Source organism: Haladaptatus sp. DYF46 (genome assembly GCF_021083305.1).
GTDB lineage: Archaea > Halobacteriota > Halobacteria > Halobacteriales > Haladaptataceae > Haladaptatus.
Map to the genome: position 1 here is coordinate 169,361 of NZ_JAJFAY010000005.1, position 16,644 is coordinate 186,004.

A 16,644-nucleotide genomic window follows, 5' to 3' on the forward strand; every position below is an offset into this window, starting at 1 on the left:
ATTGACTCATCCTTCACATCTACGTAGACTACCCATCTGCTTCTTTTGGTACCGGACACGAATTCGACGTCCAAACCAGTACCCTCATTTCAGTCCCTCTGTAATTTCTATGCGATGCATCGACGGGAGCTTCTCCGCGCTGGAACTGCCCTCGCAGGTGGTATCACCCTTAGTGGGTGCCTTGAATCACTGGGGTTCCAGAAGCAATCTGCGTGGCGAGATCCTCCGCTCGTGAAAAATCGGCCAGATGCTGTGTATTATCCTGCATACGTTGAAGAAATGGGAATGTATGGGATAACGACAGATGGTGATTACCGATTTGCCCTTACATACTCATTTCCACATCGATTTTGGAATCTGACTGGCCAGACGAGTAACAAGGTCACTGTTCAATCCAATGACTCACTTCACCTCATGGTGTCGCTCTGGGATCCAAAGTCGGAAATCGTGTTGCCCGCTAACGTCCACGTGAAACTTAAAAAGGACGGAAAAATAGTAGATAGCAGGTCACCCTGGCCGATGCTCTCACAAAATATGGGCTCTCATTACGGCGATAATGTGTCCCTCGATGGTGAAGGTCAATATACAGCAACGATCGAAGCGAGTCCACTTCAGATAAAGCAAACCGGTTCATTCGCGTCTCGGTTCACAGAGCCGAGTAGCGTCAATATCAGTTTCAATTTTGACACAGACGACGTGTACAACCTCGAATTCCGTCAACTCGGCAAAAAACAGGGCAACCGAGGGGCAATCAAACCGATGATGGAAAAGGTACCTCCTGGACGCGCTCCCCCTCAGAAATCGTTGCCAGGGAGAGTTATCGGCACAAAATCGTCCGGGGATGCAGATTTCGTTGTCACGCTCATCACTGGTGAGAATCGATTCACAGGGAACAACGCGCCCTACCTAGCGGTTTCACCACGAACCCCCTATAACAAAATCGCATTGCCGCGAATGTCACTCTCGATAAAGCAGATTAGAAATGGATCGACTCTATCCACATCCACGCTTGCAGCCGGACTCGATCCAGAACTTGAAGTTCATTACGGAACGGCACTCAAGGAAGTACGAACTGGAGATACATTCCAAATCCAAGTCGACTCACCACCACAACTCGCGCGCCACGATGGGTACGAAACTGCCTTCATGAATATGCCTCCGGTGAAATTCACCGTCTAATTAGGAGACAAATGGTGGACTCGCTGTCGGTAGCGACACCAACCACAAACTGATGATTGTGTAGCCAATCATAACAATAATGAACGAGTATTGGCTGCGAATCGCCTGCAAACGGCTAGGAAACAGATCATAGGATTTTGTATGTGTGACCCAAACTGCGAGCATATGACCGATGAGAACAAATGCAATCGGGAGCATTCCGAACCACCCCGGAAGTGACAAGACGAGCGGATTGGCAGGCGGTGAAAACGGTGATACGATGGTCGTGGCAAGCAGTGGCGACAACGAGACAAAAAATCCGAAATAGTGTGCAAGGTGATATCCGGCCGCGATCGCCAACAACGACGCTGCAAATTGGATTCCTATCGTGTGAGGGGTGAGATAGGTTTCGCCTGTCTCTCGTGCGATATTTGCTGCCTTGAGGTACGCCCCGAAGAAGAGGCTATAGCCACCAACGAAGATCAGCAGGTACAACATTAGAGGAGGAATGCCAAATGCAACAATACTCCTGATAAATGAGCCGCCGACTGTTGTTGTAACAAATCCACTGAACGTTAGTTCCCAAATTAAGGCAATGATGAACGCGATATCTGCAGTTTCAAAGACGGTGTCTGACTGTGGAAGTTCAAATCCAGGTGGGCGAAGACTCACTTTCTCCTGCTGCCATCGGAATGGCGCGACTTCACCATAGAAGCGAAATGCGACAGAGATCGGATCAACATTCGCGAACCACGTAGACGGTGAAAACAGGACAGCACCAACGATCGTTACGATAGTGTAGACGAGGATCGCGACTGCCAAAAGATCTGGCTGTTTATTAACTGGTGTGACCGTTTCTACCCACACGAAAAGAAGTAAGCCGATCACAGCCGGCCACCGACTAAACCGGTCAGGATACGAGACAGTTGATGTCGGTACCAGACCGGTAATGGAATCTGCAATAGTTCGCCATGGATTCAATATAGGCCAAACGTTTCCAACAAGATAGGCAAACATCGTCAATCCAGCACGAACACCTGCAAATACAATTATAAGAGCCACATTGACAGTCGGTATTTGAGGACCGAAGAAACCACGGTACAGAACGAGACCAAGACAAAGAATGCCAATCACACGCCCGACGATAGTTGCTAGTCTTCGTATCCGCATGCGTGCTGTAATAGACGTTTGCTGATCGTGTAGCGTATTGATGAGCGTACGATCAGTAACGGTGCTTGCGAGCAGCGCTGACGCGCCGATAGCTGCGCCACCAGTAGCGACGTACAGCCATTGTGGGACATTAAATGATTTCTGTGATGCCTTTGACAATCCAATCGCAGCATTACTAGCAAAGGCGGTCTCAATGAAAAACAAGATACAACCGTAGATAGCAACACTAAAGAGAATATAGCGGGCGATCACTTTCGGAAAATCATCCCCGGTAGAGATCATCGCCTAGTTGGAATGAGCCGGGGGATATTGTATCCAGCGAACCACGATCTGCATGAGAATAAATAACACAATATAGACCCCGGTCAGGGAATTGATTTTCAAATAACTATGTGCACAGTACTAAACAATTGAGAATGAAATCGCACAACCTCCATTATTCTTGTTCACAGAGAATAGTTGACAACTATAGCTTGGTTTGATCAGTTGTGGTTGAAAAGATAGAACGGGATTTAGCTACTCTGTTACGGTGAATTTATCGGAGGGTTTTGGGAGTGACTTCGGCCAAATGCAGCACCTCCTGCAATGTATCCTTCTATGGCAAAGAGGATCGCTGACAATAGAACGAGCGGCACTAGAAGGGTATTCCCGGTATATAGCCATGGCAATTGTCGTATTCCGATAGGGTTTGTAGCAAGAATATAATTGATTCCCCAGAGCGCACTGTAATCAGTACGCGGGATGACTAAACTCATGCTAAACCACAGAGTGATACCAAAGGCCACCCCACCGATGAATCCGGATACAAGCCCATGCATGGCACGCGCTTTCCATCCACCATTTGTAAGTGTTCCAGCAATAAATCCACCAACCAATCCGGCTGAGAGAGTGATGAGAATTCCGACCGAAATGATTGAACTTGGGAGGGGGATAAAATTAGCGAAGCAGATGATGACGAGTTCGACTAGAACTCCGAAAACGATTGCTCTAGTTCGTATCACTCTTCTTCCCACCCATAGGATCCGATCACGCATTGATTTAGAATATACACCGTGATTCTCGGAGTAAATCCTCCTACGGTTTTCACACGAGCATGTAGAGTAGGTCTCATTTTAATATACACCGAATTCATTCTTGGAGGGTGTTTAGCCTGAGTATATAATTTAGATATCATTAAGTTCGACAGTAATGATCGAGATCCCATTGTTGGCATAGGTGTGAGTAGAAGATAGATGCTGATGAGTGTGTACATCGCTCTCGCCAGCGACGACAGATCATGAATCAGCGTTCGCAATGTGATGGGTTATAGCCAACAACACCTGTAATCGGGATGTATCGTTCGAATCTTCATCAGTACGAGCCACCCACAGTCCCTCAAAGTAGTCAAGTAAAAGTGACTCGCTCGATAAGACTCGCTGATGGCATCAAAAGAAGGACGACAACGGGGTGAAAACGGTAGTAAAAGGGTGCCCTGGTTTAATTCCAGTCGCCCACTCCCTTTCTTCCTCTTCTTTACTCTGGTGCTCGCGCAAATTCCTCCCGTCTCCGCTCATGGTGCGACTGCCACTGGAATGATTACGCAGTCACACGGAATCCTCCTCGGTTTTATCGGCGTCTCCGTTCTTGGTGGAGCGGTTATTCTCAAGCGAACCAACCGGATTTCACCGACTGTCGCGCTCTATGGCGTATTTGCTGGTATCGTTGTGACTGCCCTGGGAGCCATTCTCTTCGAAGGCTTGGCATCGGATCCGACGTATTCAGCGCGTTCAATGCCATTTCCCCGCTCATGGTACGATCCGTTGGCAGTATCAACCGGGTTGCTAATCGCCATTTCGAGCTTCCTGATCGGGTGGCTGCGATGGCCGACTCGACCTCGCTACACGTTTCTCGGAATCCTGATGGGTGCGTGGATCGCCTATCCCGTCCTCATTCCCGGGATATCCGGTAATTCCCACCCACTCGGCTATGCGATCGTCTTGGGGACTCCATTGGCAGTCGGATACATTCTCTGGAAAGATGCGGGAACTGTGCTCCGTGCTGTATTGCGCGATCCGGTCGCTCGTCGATTCGGGATTGGAGTTGGCATTGTGCTTGCCTTTTTCTTCCTCACTGTTACCGGCTATCTTTCCTTTTTGCCAGAAGAAGGACTTCCACACGAGCGGACGATTATCGTGTTACCGGTGATCTATCAGCTAGTTATGTGGCCAACACTCGAAATCGCGCTTCCTCACATCCCCTTCTTCCTAGCCATTTCACCCGGTCAAATCATCATTGTCGGATTATTGAGTACACTCATCGGGTTGAACGCCGCTCTCATTGCTCGACAGTGGCGCGTTGAACAACGAGCAGGTATGACAGAAGGGACTGTTGGGAGTGCTGCAATCGTTGGCTCCTGTACCTGTGGCTGTTGTGGCCCACTCGTTGCGAAAATCGCAGTGCTCGCAGCCGGACCATCTATTGCAGCACCCCTCTATTGGGTATTCGTCGATACAGCGTCTCCACTCAGTGCACTGTTTATCATCGGGAGTATCATCCTCTTCACTGGGAGCTTGGTCTATTCAGTCGAAGCAGCACGACAGCCTGATCGACCGACCTCGATTATTCCCGCCGATTAGATCACAGGCGAGCACGTTTCCAGAGAGTGCTGACAAACGCACGGTGGTTCGTTAGGAAGAGAGCTCAGAAAATGAGTAATGAGTGGGAATGGATCTCAAGACCGGGATGATTGTATCGAGATGGTCGGCTGAAACGTTTTGGGGTACGTAGTAGCCGTTCAGGACTCGAAAAACTGGTCAGGTTTGAGCCGGGACAGCCGCATCGCGTTGCTTGTCACCCCGAGGCTCATCCCCATGTCGCCCACCACGACTGCAAGCGCAACACTCACATATCCAAGCGGCACGCCAATCGCCAACACTGCCTTCATACCGAGACTCACCCAAATGTTCTGTCGGATAACGCCGTTCGCCTTGTGCGACAGCGCGTACAGATACGGAAGCTTCTCAATATCATCACCCATCAATGCAATGTCCGCCGTTTCGAGGGCCGTATCAGTCCCTGCTGCACCCATCGCGATACCCACTTCAGCGGTCGCGAGGGCTGGCGCATCATTGATACCGTCACCTACCATCGCAACATCGCCATACTCTGCTTGTAGTTGTTCTACTGCATCGACTTTCTCCTCGGGAAGGAGTTCAGCACGATACTCATCAACGCCGACCTGTTCAGCAATCGCTCGTGCAGTTCCCTCGTTGTCACCAGTCAACATCACCACGTGGATGACACCCAGTTCGTGCAGGCGTTCGACGGCACGTTCAGCGCCCGGCCGCATTTCGTCGGCGATCGCCACGATGCCCACCAGGTCCGACTCCGTGCCGACAAGAACAACTGTTTTACCCTCCTGTTCCAAATCGACAAGCACGTCCCTGCTCTCTTCAGTTATCGAATCCTTCGTCATCGCACCGCCATCTGTCGCACGGTGAGTATCCGACAGGTCGAAGCCAAGCTCCTCGAACAGTGCGGGCTTGCCTGCATAGTACGTGTCGCCCTCGAGTTCGGCACGGATTCCCTTTCCGGTGAGACTTTCAAATGCAGCGGGTTCTGGAAGGGCGGTCACGTTTGCCTTGTCAGTATGGGTGAGAATCGCTTCCGCAATCGGATGCTCACTTCGCTGCTCCAGTCCGGCAGCGTATCGAATAACGTCTGTTTCGTTATAGTTTCCGAGTGAGACGACATCCGTGACAGTCAGTTCGCCTTTCGTGAGTGTGCCAGTTTTGTCGAGTGCGATGGTATCAACCTCACCCATCGCCTCAAGATGATTCCCACCTTTGATCAGAACACCATTCTTTGCAGCGCTTGTGATACCCGACACTACGGAAACGGGCGTCGAAATAACGAACGCACAAGGACAGGCGATCACAAGGAACGTAAGTCCCCGGATGAACCACGTCTGCCACGGCCATCCGAATGCGAGCGGCGGGACCGCGGCGGTGAGAATGGCCAGTGCGACAACCGCGGGCGTGTAGTAGCCCGCGAACCGATCGACGAATTGCTCTTTCTCTGTCTTCTTCTCTTGGGCACCCTGAACCATCTCGATGATTCGCGACAGCGTTGAGTCACCTGCAGCGGAGACGACGTCTATTTCAAGATATCCCTCCTCGGCGATACTCCCGGCGTACACCTCATCTCCCATCGTTTTATCGACAGGGACACTCTCACCAGTGATCGGAGATTCGTCAACGGCACTCTCACCATCGATGACTTCGCCGTCAAGCGGAACCTTCTCTCCGGGACGGACGATAACAGTCTCGCCGACCTCCACATCGTCGGCTGGTACGGTTACCTCTTCGCCGTCACGGCGGACAGTGGCCTCGTCCGGCGAGAGCTCCATCAACTCGCGTAGCGAGTTCCGTGCTCGATCCATCGAATAGTCTTCAAGCAGCTCAGCAATGCTGAAGAGGACGGCTAGCGTCGCGGCCTCAACGAAATAGCCGATGCCCGTCGCAGCGAGAATCGCCGTCCCCATCAGAAGATCGATATCGAGACTCCGATTCCGTGCCGAGTAATACCCACCGCGAATAACCGGATAGCCACTGATTGCGATCGCGACAAGGAATGCCCCATCAGCGAGCGTAAGTGGGAAATTGAGGACGCTTGCAATGGCGAGATTCTGTCCCGTGAGGACGAATTCGAAGAGAAGCCCAAATGTGACGAACACTGCACCAATCCACGTTTTGATCGCCCGTGAACTCGTCCAGATCTCTGATGGCGGTGCAATCGCCATCTCGCCACCAGTCGCTTCCGTGGAGTCACCCTCGTCGTCAACAACCTCGTAGCCTGCATTCTCGATGGCCGCAACGACGTCAGCTTTGGCGACATAATCGGGGTTGTAGGTAACCGTGGCCATCCCTGTGGTCGGTTGCAAGGTGGTCTCGATGATGCCCTCCACACGCTGGAGACTCTTATCGACCTTCTGTGCACAGGACGGACAGTCCATTTCCGGGACCGTGAGACGGAGCGAAAGCTCTCGCGATTGCCCGTTACCTACCTGCTCAGTCGTCGCGTCATCAGTCATTACGTAGAGATTGGACAGTCAGTTCGATAAGCCTTAGTTGGAATATTCCAAACCCAAAGAAGCGGTGTCAAACCGGAGTCGACGGCCCATCTGCGATCCGTTCACGAGAAACATGCTGTTTTGCTAAATGTTCCTCTGCACGTCGAAGTCGGTAGGTGAGCGTCGATCGTGGCACATCAAGATGCTCCGCGAGTTCGCCGACGTCGATGGCCCGTGGTGATTGGTAGTAGCCATGCTCAACGGCAGCTCGAAGTGCAGCCTCTTGTTCCGGCGAGAGTTCGCTCGCCTCGTCGTCTGCACCGTGCGTCGAGACAGAGGTATCCGCCGTTCGAAGCATTTCCATGTGGGCACAGTCGCCGACAGCATCATCAAGCTCAGCAAAGAACGTAGCGACATCTCCGTTCCCCGAGTGGATGATGCGCCATGTATAGTGACGGCTCTCGTGGCGTGTATCGAACAGCAAGCCGTCTCCAAGGTGTTCACGTGCGATATGGGGAACGGACGAGCAGGTAGGAGTGCGTTCCCAATACGAGTAAAGGACGAGTGTATCATCGGTGTGATCGAGAACCTCGGTAGATTGAGTAGCACCGCAATCTTCGGTCGCAAGACAATCCGCATAGTAGTCCGCGGTGAGAAAAGCATCTTCGATATCAGTGAGTGCATCGGGCGTTCCAGTGGCATGGTCAACTCGCCAGAGGCGCTCGGTTGTAGCGTGTAACGAGAGTGATCGAATCCGGGCAGGGTGTGTAGCAAGTGTATCTGCTACTTTATTGCACCCAGGCTCATACTCAAGGGCGAAGACGAGTTCGCGCATATTGCTATTGTAGGAATCGCCGAAGCATAACGGGCAGGTTCCCACTATTTGTAGCGCCAAGATTGTCGGAATCAACGGTAACAGCTGCTGTCGTATCTCGGGTATCAGTAAAGGAAGTGAGTGCTCGCTCCTTTCGGTAGTAGCGGGCACCATCTGGGGAAGCATAGGTCAGGATGATGAGGTTCTGCTCGTCGTCCGAATACGTTCTCCACTAACCACACACGAACTCCGTCGGCTAGCTCATTCGACATGGTTCATTGTTCTTAGTGGTAGACGTTAAATGCTGGCGGCTCTCATTGTGAGCGCTAGTCTCAACTTCTAAGGCAATGACGCCGCTGTCTTCCAATCCACTCGAGGAGCAGTTCTAACGAGGGGACAATTGATTTACCGTTCTCATGCATTCCAATTGAATAGGAGCTCAGATTATCGTGTGAGTATCATTCTTCGAGAATCAACATATTGGGACTCATTAGTCGATTTATCAGTGTCACAGGAACCACATCCAAAGTATTATTTGATAATACGTTCAATCGTTCTCGTGGTCAAGACTTGGGCGAGCCGTCATACGTCGGATGCTATAGAACGCGCTCGGCTGCGAATTCGGCCGCTAAACCCCAAGTACGGAGGAATCCCAACAATGGTCAAACTCACAATCTACGAAGAGGCGATGTGTTGTTCCACCGGTATCTGTGGACCAGATCCGGACACAGAACTCGTCGAGGTTACGCATGCAGTCGATAAACTCGAAGAGGAATTCACAGACATCGAGATAACGCGAGCGAATATGTCCAGCAATATCGAACGGTTTCTCGAACACGAGGACATTTCTGACGCTGTCGAATCGAATAGTCCTTCTGTCCTCCCAATCACCACCGTTGACGACCAGATCATAGCCAAGGGAGAATACCTCTCCTACGATGAATTAGCCACTACAATCGACGAGCACCGGACACAGGAGGCATAGCATGGCTGCAACGACACCGCGAAGCGTTGTTGAACCCCACGGTGAGGAAACTGAATTCGTGTTTTTCAGTGGAAAGGGTGGCGTCGGTAAAAGCACGGTAAGTTGTGCAACTGCAGCGTGGCTCGCCGAAAATGGCTATGACACGCTTCTCGTTACGACCGACCCAGCACCAAATCTCTCCGATATCTTCAACCAGCAGATCGGGCACGCCGTCACGTCAATCGACGAGGTAGCAAATCTCTCTGCGATCGAAATCGACCCCGATGAGGCAGCAGCGGAGTATCGTGAGCGAACCCTCGAACCGATGCGGCAACTTCTCGACGACGAGCAACTCGAGACCGTCGAAGAACAACTCGATAGTCCGTGTGTCGAGGAAATCGCCGCGTTCGATCGATTCGTCGAGTTCATGGATGAACCGGATCACGACATCGTGGTCTTCGATACCGCTCCAACAGGTCATACTATTCGACTCATGGAGCTACCGAGCGGGTGGAACGAAGAACTCGAAAAAGGCGGTGCGACCTGCATCGGCCCAGCCACCTCACTCCAAGATCAAAAGGAACAGTACGAGAAAGCGATCGAAACACTCGGTGACGACGACCGAACATCGTTCGTCTTTGTCGGTCGTCCCGAAGAGGCCGCCATCAACGAGATCGAACGCAGTTCCGAGAACCTCGCCGAACTCGGCATTTCGACCGATCTCGTGACCATCAACGGCTATCTTCCCGAAGCAGTCTGTCAGGATCCCTTCTTCGAAAGCAAGCGAGACACCGAGCAGGCAATCCTCGAAGATGTCGAAACCACGTTCTCAAATCAACCAATCGCGACCTATCCACTGCAACCGGGAGAAATCACGGGGACAGACCTATTAACCGATGTCGCGGGTGTCCTGTACGAAGACGCCAATGCGACTGTCGACGTTGAGTCATCCTCCAATGAAGCGACAACGGCGACATCCGCGAACGTGGCCACTACGAACACCGAAGCGGTCATGGAACGGCTTCGTCCACACGACGACACTCGTTACCTGTTCTTCACCGGAAAAGGTGGCGTCGGCAAGAGTACGATAGCAGCAACGACTGCAACCGTACTGGCTGACGAGGGCTATGACACACTCGTCGTCACCACCGACCCTGCATCCCACCTCCAGGACGTATTTGGAACCGAAGTAGGTCACGAACCGACTTCGGTCGGCATTGATGGTCTTGAAGCTGCTCGGATAGACCAAGAGCGAGCGCTCGCGGAGTACAAAGAGCGCATGCTCAACCAAGTCGAGGAGTCCTTTACTGGCGACGATACAGAGACCGATGTCGAGACGGTTAAACAACAGGTGAAGGAAGAGCTCGATTCGCCGTGTGCCGAGGAGATGGCGGCGCTCGAGAAGTTCGTCGGGTACTTCGACGATACCGAGCACGATGTCGTGGTCTTCGATACTGCACCGACTGGTCACACGCTTCGGCTCCTCGAACTTCCTTCCGAGTGGAAGGGATTCATGGATCTCGGCTCGCTGACTAAAGAAGCCTCCCAGACGAGTCGGAAGTACGACCGCGTAATCGAAACGATGCGCGATCCAGCAAAGAGCTCCTTCGTCTTCGTCATGTATCCGGAATACACGCCAATGATGGAAGCATGGCGAGCATCCGAAGACCTCCGGAAGCAGGTCAATATCGACACCTCGCTTGTCGCGGTCAACTATCTGTTGCCCGATGAATACGGAGAGAATGCGTTCTTCGAAAGTCGACGGCAACAACAGCGTGAGTACCTTGATGAGATTAGCGACCGGTTCGACGTGCCGATGCTGCTCGCACCGCTACAGCGGGACGAACCAACCGGTCTTGCCGATCTTCGAACGTTCGGCACCGAGATATTCCCGGAACTAGAATCGATCGAGAGTGACAACCCCGAAATCGAAATCCAATGAGCGAACACGCTACTACCGACATCGATAACGCTGATGTTAACGAGCAGTTGCACGAATTCATCGACCAACTCACCGATTCGGAGCCGTACCAACGGTTCATCGAGAGTCAACAGCAACTGAAAGCGGATGATGAGGCACAACAACTCATCCGTGACTTCCAGCAGAAACAACAGCAGTTGCAACAGAACGGCTTCGACCAAGCAACAATGAAGGAACTACGCGAACTCCAGCAAGAGATGGAAGAGAATGACACGATTCAGGACGTCAGCCACGCTGAAAATGAGCTGATCGCCCTTCTCGAACAGACGAACGCCATCATCAGCGAGAAGATTGGCCAAGAATTTGCACAGACTACGGGAGGTGGCTGCTGTTGAGCTCCACACAATCTGACGTACTGACTGCGGCTGAGCGGCTTGGCGACGCACTTGCAGAAACCAAAGAAGAATCGAATCGCGAGGCATTCGATTCGATTCTCCTCGAGTGCAATCAGGAGATCAAACAGGAACTGGGTATCGACTATGGCGAGGTGTGTAGCGACGACAGTTGCTGCTAACTCGTCCTATCGATAACAGACAGTGAGTTAACCGACCAAATTCCTATTTCGCTGCGCTGCATTCCGAGTCGACTCTCAATAGGGAGAAATAGAGACATACACCCGTTCACGGGCGTCTCGTAAGCTGGTCTGTTTTTCGATGACTCCGCACGAGAGAAGCTGGTCGATACCTGCGTGAACGGTACTTCGAGAAAGCATCGTTTTCTCAAGAAGTTCTGACTTAGTCAGCCGCCCTTCGTGCTGCAAAATCAGATAAATGAGTTTAGCACTTGGGGTCTTGCTAGCGACACATTGCTGCTCGATTCGTAGGCTACTCATTCGAGGTCGGCTTCGATCTCATCGAAGAGTGCAACCACTCGTCGTTCGATGTCGTCGCGGATCTCGCGAACTTGATCGAGATCTTGTCCATCGGGATCGGCAAGCGCCCAATCTCGAACATCGACATCTGCGGAGGTATCGAGTTCGAGCGTCGAACATCCCATCGTCGCGACGTAGTCACAGGATTCAAGTTCATCAGTCGTGATCGCTCGTGGCGTCCGATCCGAGAGGTCGAACCCCACTTCGTCCATGACTTCGACAACGATCTCGTGGACGTGATCTGCAGGGTGTGTCCCTCCCGTCATGATTTCCACGGTGTCTTCAAGTCCACGTCGCTTACGCTCCCGCTCTGCAAACGCCGTCGACATTTGGCTTCGACCGGCATTCTGCACGCACATGAACGCAACCCGGATCGTCTGAGTAGATGTTTGTCCCATGGGTGAATGATTGAACAACTCTTCTATTAAGGTTTCGAAGCCTACGGCTATAATTGGGACATAGATGAACTGAGGAGACAGTTCTGATAACAATGGTACAGTACCCCACAATATCTGTAGAGATCAAGTTCAAACGGGAGGAGAAGTCAATCTTGGAAAATTTGCAGTATAGACAGGGGGTAGATGGCGACAGCAGATGACCTAAAGGGGGAACAAACACGCAAGAATTCGATTCAATAGACCCTCTACGGGCTTTGGACTCCAGAACTCTTATTGAAGTGTTTGCTCAAGTGTATGGTAATGGCGACCAACGACCGACTTCGACGCTATCTCACCGATGAACTGGGAGAGTGTTGCGACGAAGACGTCGAACAACGCGTCGACGAACTCGAAGTACTTGGTGCACAGACTGACGAGACGACACTCGAATCCGACGTACGAGTTCTTTCCGCACTTGCCAATGAAACACGCTACAAGATCGTTCGATTACTGCACGCGGCCGATGGTGAGCTCTGTGTCTGTGAGTTCTCACCGCTACTCGACGTCAGTGAGAGTGCGATCAGCCACGCACTGTCTGATTTGACGAAAGCAGGACTCGTTACGAGACGCAAAGATGGGAAGTGGCGAAAGTATCGAGCAACGGGACGTGCAACCGCCCTTCTCGTTGCACTCGACGGCACGAAGACAGTTTAACAGCAGTCGTTGATTTTCCTCTTCTTCGGTCAAAATCGCAGTACAGAGTGAGAACTACTCGAGACTACTACTCAATAGTCGATGGCATGCTCACCACAACGAATATATGACCAGACGCACATATGATGATGTGTTCAGATGAAAGGCGAACAATCAACACAATCGGTGCCAGACACCCAGCAACCGATAGACGGAGGCTGTTGTGCGGCAGAGCAGCCCCTTTCAGAGAGCGAGCTCCGAGACGACGTTACGCTTCTCTCGGCAACCGCAAACGACACTCGGTACGAAGCACTCCGGCTCATCGCCGCGAGCGATGACGGTGTCTGTGTTTGTGAACTCGCACCATCACTCGGGGTGAGCCAAAGTGCAGTCAGTCATGCGCTCTCGCGCCTGCACACGGACGGGCTGGTCACTCGACGGAAGGAGGGCCGGTGGCGATATTACGAAGCTACAGAACCAGCAGTAATGCTTCTGAACGCACTCGATGCGATCCGACACGATACCCATGAGTAATTCAACCAACTCCGAACGCGACGATGTAACGACGGTAGATGCCGAAACCCAACGACGAGCGGTGCGAGAACGCTACGGAACCATCGCGACCGACGAGTCGAGTTGCTGTGGTGATTCACTTTCGTGCTGTGATGATACCGAACTTGAGGACAAAACGGAACAACTCGGGTACACGGCCGACGACATCGATTCGATCGCTGACGGTGCCAATCTGGGGCTTGGCTGTGGAAATCCAAACGCTATCGCGTCACTCGACGCTGGAGAGACGGTCCTCGACCTCGGCTCCGGTGGCGGATTCGATTGTTTCCTCGCCGCGGATGAAGTCGGTGAGGAGGGACGGGTCATCGGAGTGGATATGACCCCGGAGATGATCGAACGTGCCCGATCGAACGTCGACAAGAACGATGTGACCAACGCGGAGTTCCGCCTTGGTGAAATCGAACACCTGCCAGTAGCGAACCAGAGCGTCGACGTCATCATTTCAAACTGCGTAATCAACCTCTCACCCGATAAACCGCAGGTCTTCCGCGAGGCCTATCGCGCGCTTCGTCCCGGTGGTCGGCTTGCGATTTCCGACGTCGTGATGACCGCACCATTGCCTGCTGACGCTCGGAATGACATCGAATCACTCACGGGCTGTATCGCGGGTGCGGCGACGATCGAGTCGCTCCAGACGATGCTTGCCGATGCTGGGTTCGAAGACGTACAGATCGACCCGAAAGAGGAAAGTGGCGAGTTCATCCGAGAGTGGGACGACAGTCGCGATTTGAGTGACTACGTGGTGTCGGCGGCGATAGAAGGTCACAAACCTCAGTAGTAAGCGGAGCTATTCGGTGAGATCAGTATGAACCCACACGATTACGAACAACTGCTCCCAGCGACTGAAGACCGACTGGACTACATTCGTCGCCTCCTCAAGGAGCAGGATCTACCGACGGACGATATCGAAGTACAGCAAGACTCTCTCTACGTATATACTGTTGATTCCACCCGAATCGGTGTTGGTGGTCTCGAATGCTACGAGCCAGTCGCGCTGCTTCGCTCCGTAGCAATCGAATCTTCAAAGCAAAACGAAGGATATGGTCACTCACTATGTCGCCAGTTGTGCAAGCAGGCGGCTGCTTCTGGTGTAACCGAACTCTATCTTCTCACAACGACTGCTGACGGATTTTTCGCGGATCTTGGCTTTCGCGAAATTCAACGGGAAGATGCGCCATCAACGATTCAGCAAACGAGTGAGTTTCGGGATCTCTGTCCCACGACGGCAAGCTGTATGATGAAACAGCTTTCCTGAGACTGCGACGTGCTCTCCACGTCTGGTAGTACTTTCGCCCTTCTCAACTACTTGTGAGTAAGCCACAGAATGGTTCCTTATCGGCGAACGACGACTGCCTCGATTTGAACATCTGCATCGCCAAGGAGCTCTGTTACTCCCACAGTACTTCGAGCAGGGACGGTTCCAGCAAAATACTCGCTGTACACGTCGTTTACTGCGTCGTAGTGATCAAGGCTCGTGAGATAGATCGTCGTTTTCAGCACGTTTTGGAGTGGCAGACCCTGTTCGTGCAGCGTTGTTCTGAGACTCTCGAGACACTGGCGCATTTGGGTTGCGACCGATTCATGGCTGAGGACAATCCCCTCGTCAGTTTCGGGGAGATATCTCCCTGTGAACGAGAGTTACGTCTTGTACGAGCGCTTCCCGTAGCCAATGAACGATTCTTTCCGGTCCAATTCACGTCGTACCGAGGAACTCGTTCGGTCCATCATCTCACTAGATGTTTGAATAGTTGTTCAACCATAAAACCACCAGATATGGCTATAGAGATGAATATGTCAGTCTTATTCCGAAGCTTTAATTGAACGACTATACAATTGTCTTGCTGATGGAGAGAGACACACGAATACGATGTCGATCGATTGAAAATGAAACAAGTACCAACAGCAAAGTCCTGAATCAAGAGATGAACAGTGGTCGAGATGAGTGACGACCTCGGCGTCCTTGACCGCTATCTCACGGTCTGGATCGGCTTAGCAATGGTACTCGGTGTCGCCCTCGGTCACTTCGTACCCGGAATCGCAGACATGTTGAACGCCGTGACGTGGCATGGAACGAGCCTTCCGATTGCTGTCGGACTGTTCGTGATGATCTTCCCCATCATGGCCGAAATCGATTACGAACGGATTCCACGCGTTACGCGGACCGCACGGCAAGAAATCGCGCTGACGCTCACGTTCAACTGGCTTATTGCCCCGTTCGTCATGTACGGACTGGCAGTCCTCTTCTTGAGCGACTACCCCGAGTTCGTGACAGGACTCATCATCGTTGGGATCGCGCCGTGTATCGCAATGGTACTCGTCTGGAACGAACTTGCAAGCGGGAATCAAGAAATGTGTGCAGTCTGTGTCGGCGTCAACAGCCTCCTCCAAATCGTGTTGTTCGTGCCCTACGCGTTCCTCTTTCTCACTATCCTTCGTGAGACAACGGTGAGCGTCGACATCGGTCTCATCGCACAGATGGTCGGCGTCTTCCTCGGATTGCCGTTGCTCCTCGGCTATCTCACACAAAAAGTTGCGTTCCAAACGGTTGGTGAACGGACCTACTACGAGCGAGTTATCCCTCGTATCAGTCCATTCGGTCTTCTCGGGTTGCTGTTTACCGTCGTGGTCATGTTCGCGCTGAAAGGCGAGTACATAGTCAGTCATCCCGAACAGATCGTTTTGATCGCAACGCCACTGTTCATTTTCTTCGCTGCGATGTGGGGGCTCGCATACGGCGCGAGTGCTCTTCTCGGGTTTAGCTACACCGAGGGAATCAGCGTGGCGTTCACAGCTTCGTCGAACAATTTCGAACTCGCAATTGCCGTCGCAGTCGCCGTCTTCGGTGTCGGAAGCAATGTTGCACTCGCCACCGTTGTCGGGCCACTCATCGAAGTCCCCGTCATGCTTGCACTCGTTCGAGTTGCATTGGCGACGAAGGAGAACCTCTTTCCCGGAACCACAGGAACCAGCGATGTTAGCTACTCAGATTGAGA

Annotated in this window: 15 protein-coding genes and 1 pseudogene; 11 read left to right on the forward strand and 5 right to left on the reverse strand. The window is 52.3% G+C overall.

The window, feature by feature from the left end:
* The first annotated feature begins 114 nt into the window (after window positions 1-114).
* Complete coding sequence (locus LJF34_RS21020) at window positions 115-1,179, forward strand: iron transporter (RefSeq protein WP_231187540.1); 1,065 nt, start codon at window positions 115-117, stop codon at window positions 1,177-1,179.
* Here the strand turns inward: LJF34_RS21020 and LJF34_RS21025 are convergent, their stop codons facing one another.
* Window positions 1,180-2,610 (reverse strand): hypothetical protein, encoded by a 1,431-nt coding sequence (locus tag LJF34_RS21025; RefSeq protein WP_231187542.1) that lies wholly within the window; start codon window positions 2,608-2,610, stop codon window positions 1,180-1,182.
* 1,136 nt (window positions 2,611-3,746) lie between these two features.
* Here LJF34_RS21025 and LJF34_RS21030 point away from each other — a divergent pair.
* On the forward strand, window positions 3,747-4,943 hold the full coding sequence (locus tag LJF34_RS21030; RefSeq protein WP_231187544.1) for a hypothetical protein: 1,197 nt from the start codon (window positions 3,747-3,749) through the stop codon (window positions 4,941-4,943).
* 158 nt (window positions 4,944-5,101) lie between these two features.
* Here the strand turns inward: LJF34_RS21030 and LJF34_RS21035 are convergent, their stop codons facing one another.
* From LJF34_RS21035 to LJF34_RS21045, 3 genes and pseudogenes are all read right to left on the reverse strand, one after another.
* Window positions 5,102-7,399, reverse strand: coding sequence for a cation-translocating P-type ATPase (locus LJF34_RS21035; protein ID WP_231187546.1), 2,298 nt, complete (start codon window positions 7,397-7,399; stop codon window positions 5,102-5,104).
* Between the two features lie 67 nt (window positions 7,400-7,466).
* A complete protein-coding gene (locus LJF34_RS21040; protein ID WP_231187548.1) occupies window positions 7,467-8,213 on the reverse strand; it encodes a helix-turn-helix domain-containing protein in 747 nt (248 codons plus the stop codon).
* Window positions 8,162-8,464, reverse strand: a pseudogene (locus LJF34_RS21045) (hypothetical protein). The gene LJF34_RS21040 and the pseudogene LJF34_RS21045 overlap by 52 nt, the downstream one beginning before the upstream one ends.
* 386 nt (window positions 8,465-8,850) lie before the next feature.
* On the opposite strand from LJF34_RS21045, the gene arsD reads away from it, so the two are divergent.
* Genes arsD through hcsS form a run of 4 tightly spaced genes read left to right on the forward strand, consistent with a single transcriptional unit; the run spans window position 8,851 to window position 11,651 of the window.
* Window positions 8,851-9,177, forward strand: a complete 327-nt coding sequence (gene arsD / locus LJF34_RS21050) for an arsenite efflux transporter metallochaperone ArsD (protein ID WP_231187549.1) — start codon at window positions 8,851-8,853, stop codon at window positions 9,175-9,177.
* 1 nt (window position 9,178) lies between these two features.
* On the forward strand, window positions 9,179-11,098 hold the full coding sequence (gene arsA, locus LJF34_RS21055; protein WP_231187550.1) for an arsenical pump-driving ATPase: 1,920 nt from the start codon (window positions 9,179-9,181) through the stop codon (window positions 11,096-11,098).
* Entirely contained in the window at window positions 11,095-11,472 is a 378-nt protein-coding gene (gene hcsL, locus LJF34_RS21060) for a halo-CC-star protein HcsL (protein WP_231187551.1), read from the forward strand. Before arsA ends, hcsL begins: the two co-directional genes overlap by 4 nt.
* Entirely contained in the window at window positions 11,469-11,651 is a 183-nt protein-coding gene (hcsS, locus tag LJF34_RS21065) for a halo-CC-star protein HcsS (protein ID WP_231187552.1), read from the forward strand. Before hcsL ends, hcsS begins: the two co-directional genes overlap by 4 nt.
* A 314-nt stretch (window positions 11,652-11,965) precedes the next feature.
* On the opposite strand, the gene LJF34_RS21070 is transcribed toward hcsS, so the two are convergent.
* Window positions 11,966-12,367 carry a low molecular weight phosphatase family protein gene (locus tag LJF34_RS21070; RefSeq protein WP_231187812.1) on the reverse strand — a complete coding sequence of 134 codons (402 nt, stop codon included), beginning with the start codon at window positions 12,365-12,367 and terminating at the stop codon, window positions 11,966-11,968.
* A gap of 339 nt (window positions 12,368-12,706) precedes the next feature.
* Here LJF34_RS21070 and LJF34_RS21075 point away from each other — a divergent pair, with 339 nt between their 5' ends.
* The 5 genes from LJF34_RS21075 (at window position 12,707) to arsB (ending at window position 16,642) form a co-directional block, all read left to right on the forward strand.
* Window positions 12,707-13,099, forward strand: coding sequence for a metalloregulator ArsR/SmtB family transcription factor (locus LJF34_RS21075; protein WP_231187553.1), 393 nt, complete (start codon window positions 12,707-12,709; stop codon window positions 13,097-13,099).
* Between the two features lie 138 nt (window positions 13,100-13,237).
* Window positions 13,238-13,612, forward strand: a complete 375-nt coding sequence (locus LJF34_RS21080; RefSeq protein WP_231187554.1) for a metalloregulator ArsR/SmtB family transcription factor — start codon at window positions 13,238-13,240, stop codon at window positions 13,610-13,612.
* A complete protein-coding gene (locus tag LJF34_RS21085; RefSeq protein ID WP_231187555.1) occupies window positions 13,605-14,429 on the forward strand; it encodes an arsenite methyltransferase in 825 nt (274 codons plus the stop codon). The genes LJF34_RS21080 and LJF34_RS21085 overlap by 8 nt, the downstream gene beginning before the upstream one ends.
* 27 nt (window positions 14,430-14,456) lie before the next feature.
* Complete coding sequence (gene arsN2, locus LJF34_RS21090) at window positions 14,457-14,906, forward strand: arsenic resistance N-acetyltransferase ArsN2 (protein ID WP_231187556.1); 450 nt, start codon at window positions 14,457-14,459, stop codon at window positions 14,904-14,906.
* Window positions 14,907-15,589: 683 nt separating this feature from the next.
* A complete protein-coding gene (arsB, locus tag LJF34_RS21095) occupies window positions 15,590-16,642 on the forward strand; it encodes an ACR3 family arsenite efflux transporter (RefSeq protein ID WP_231187558.1) in 1,053 nt (350 codons plus the stop codon).
* Window positions 16,643-16,644 lie beyond the last annotated feature (2 nt).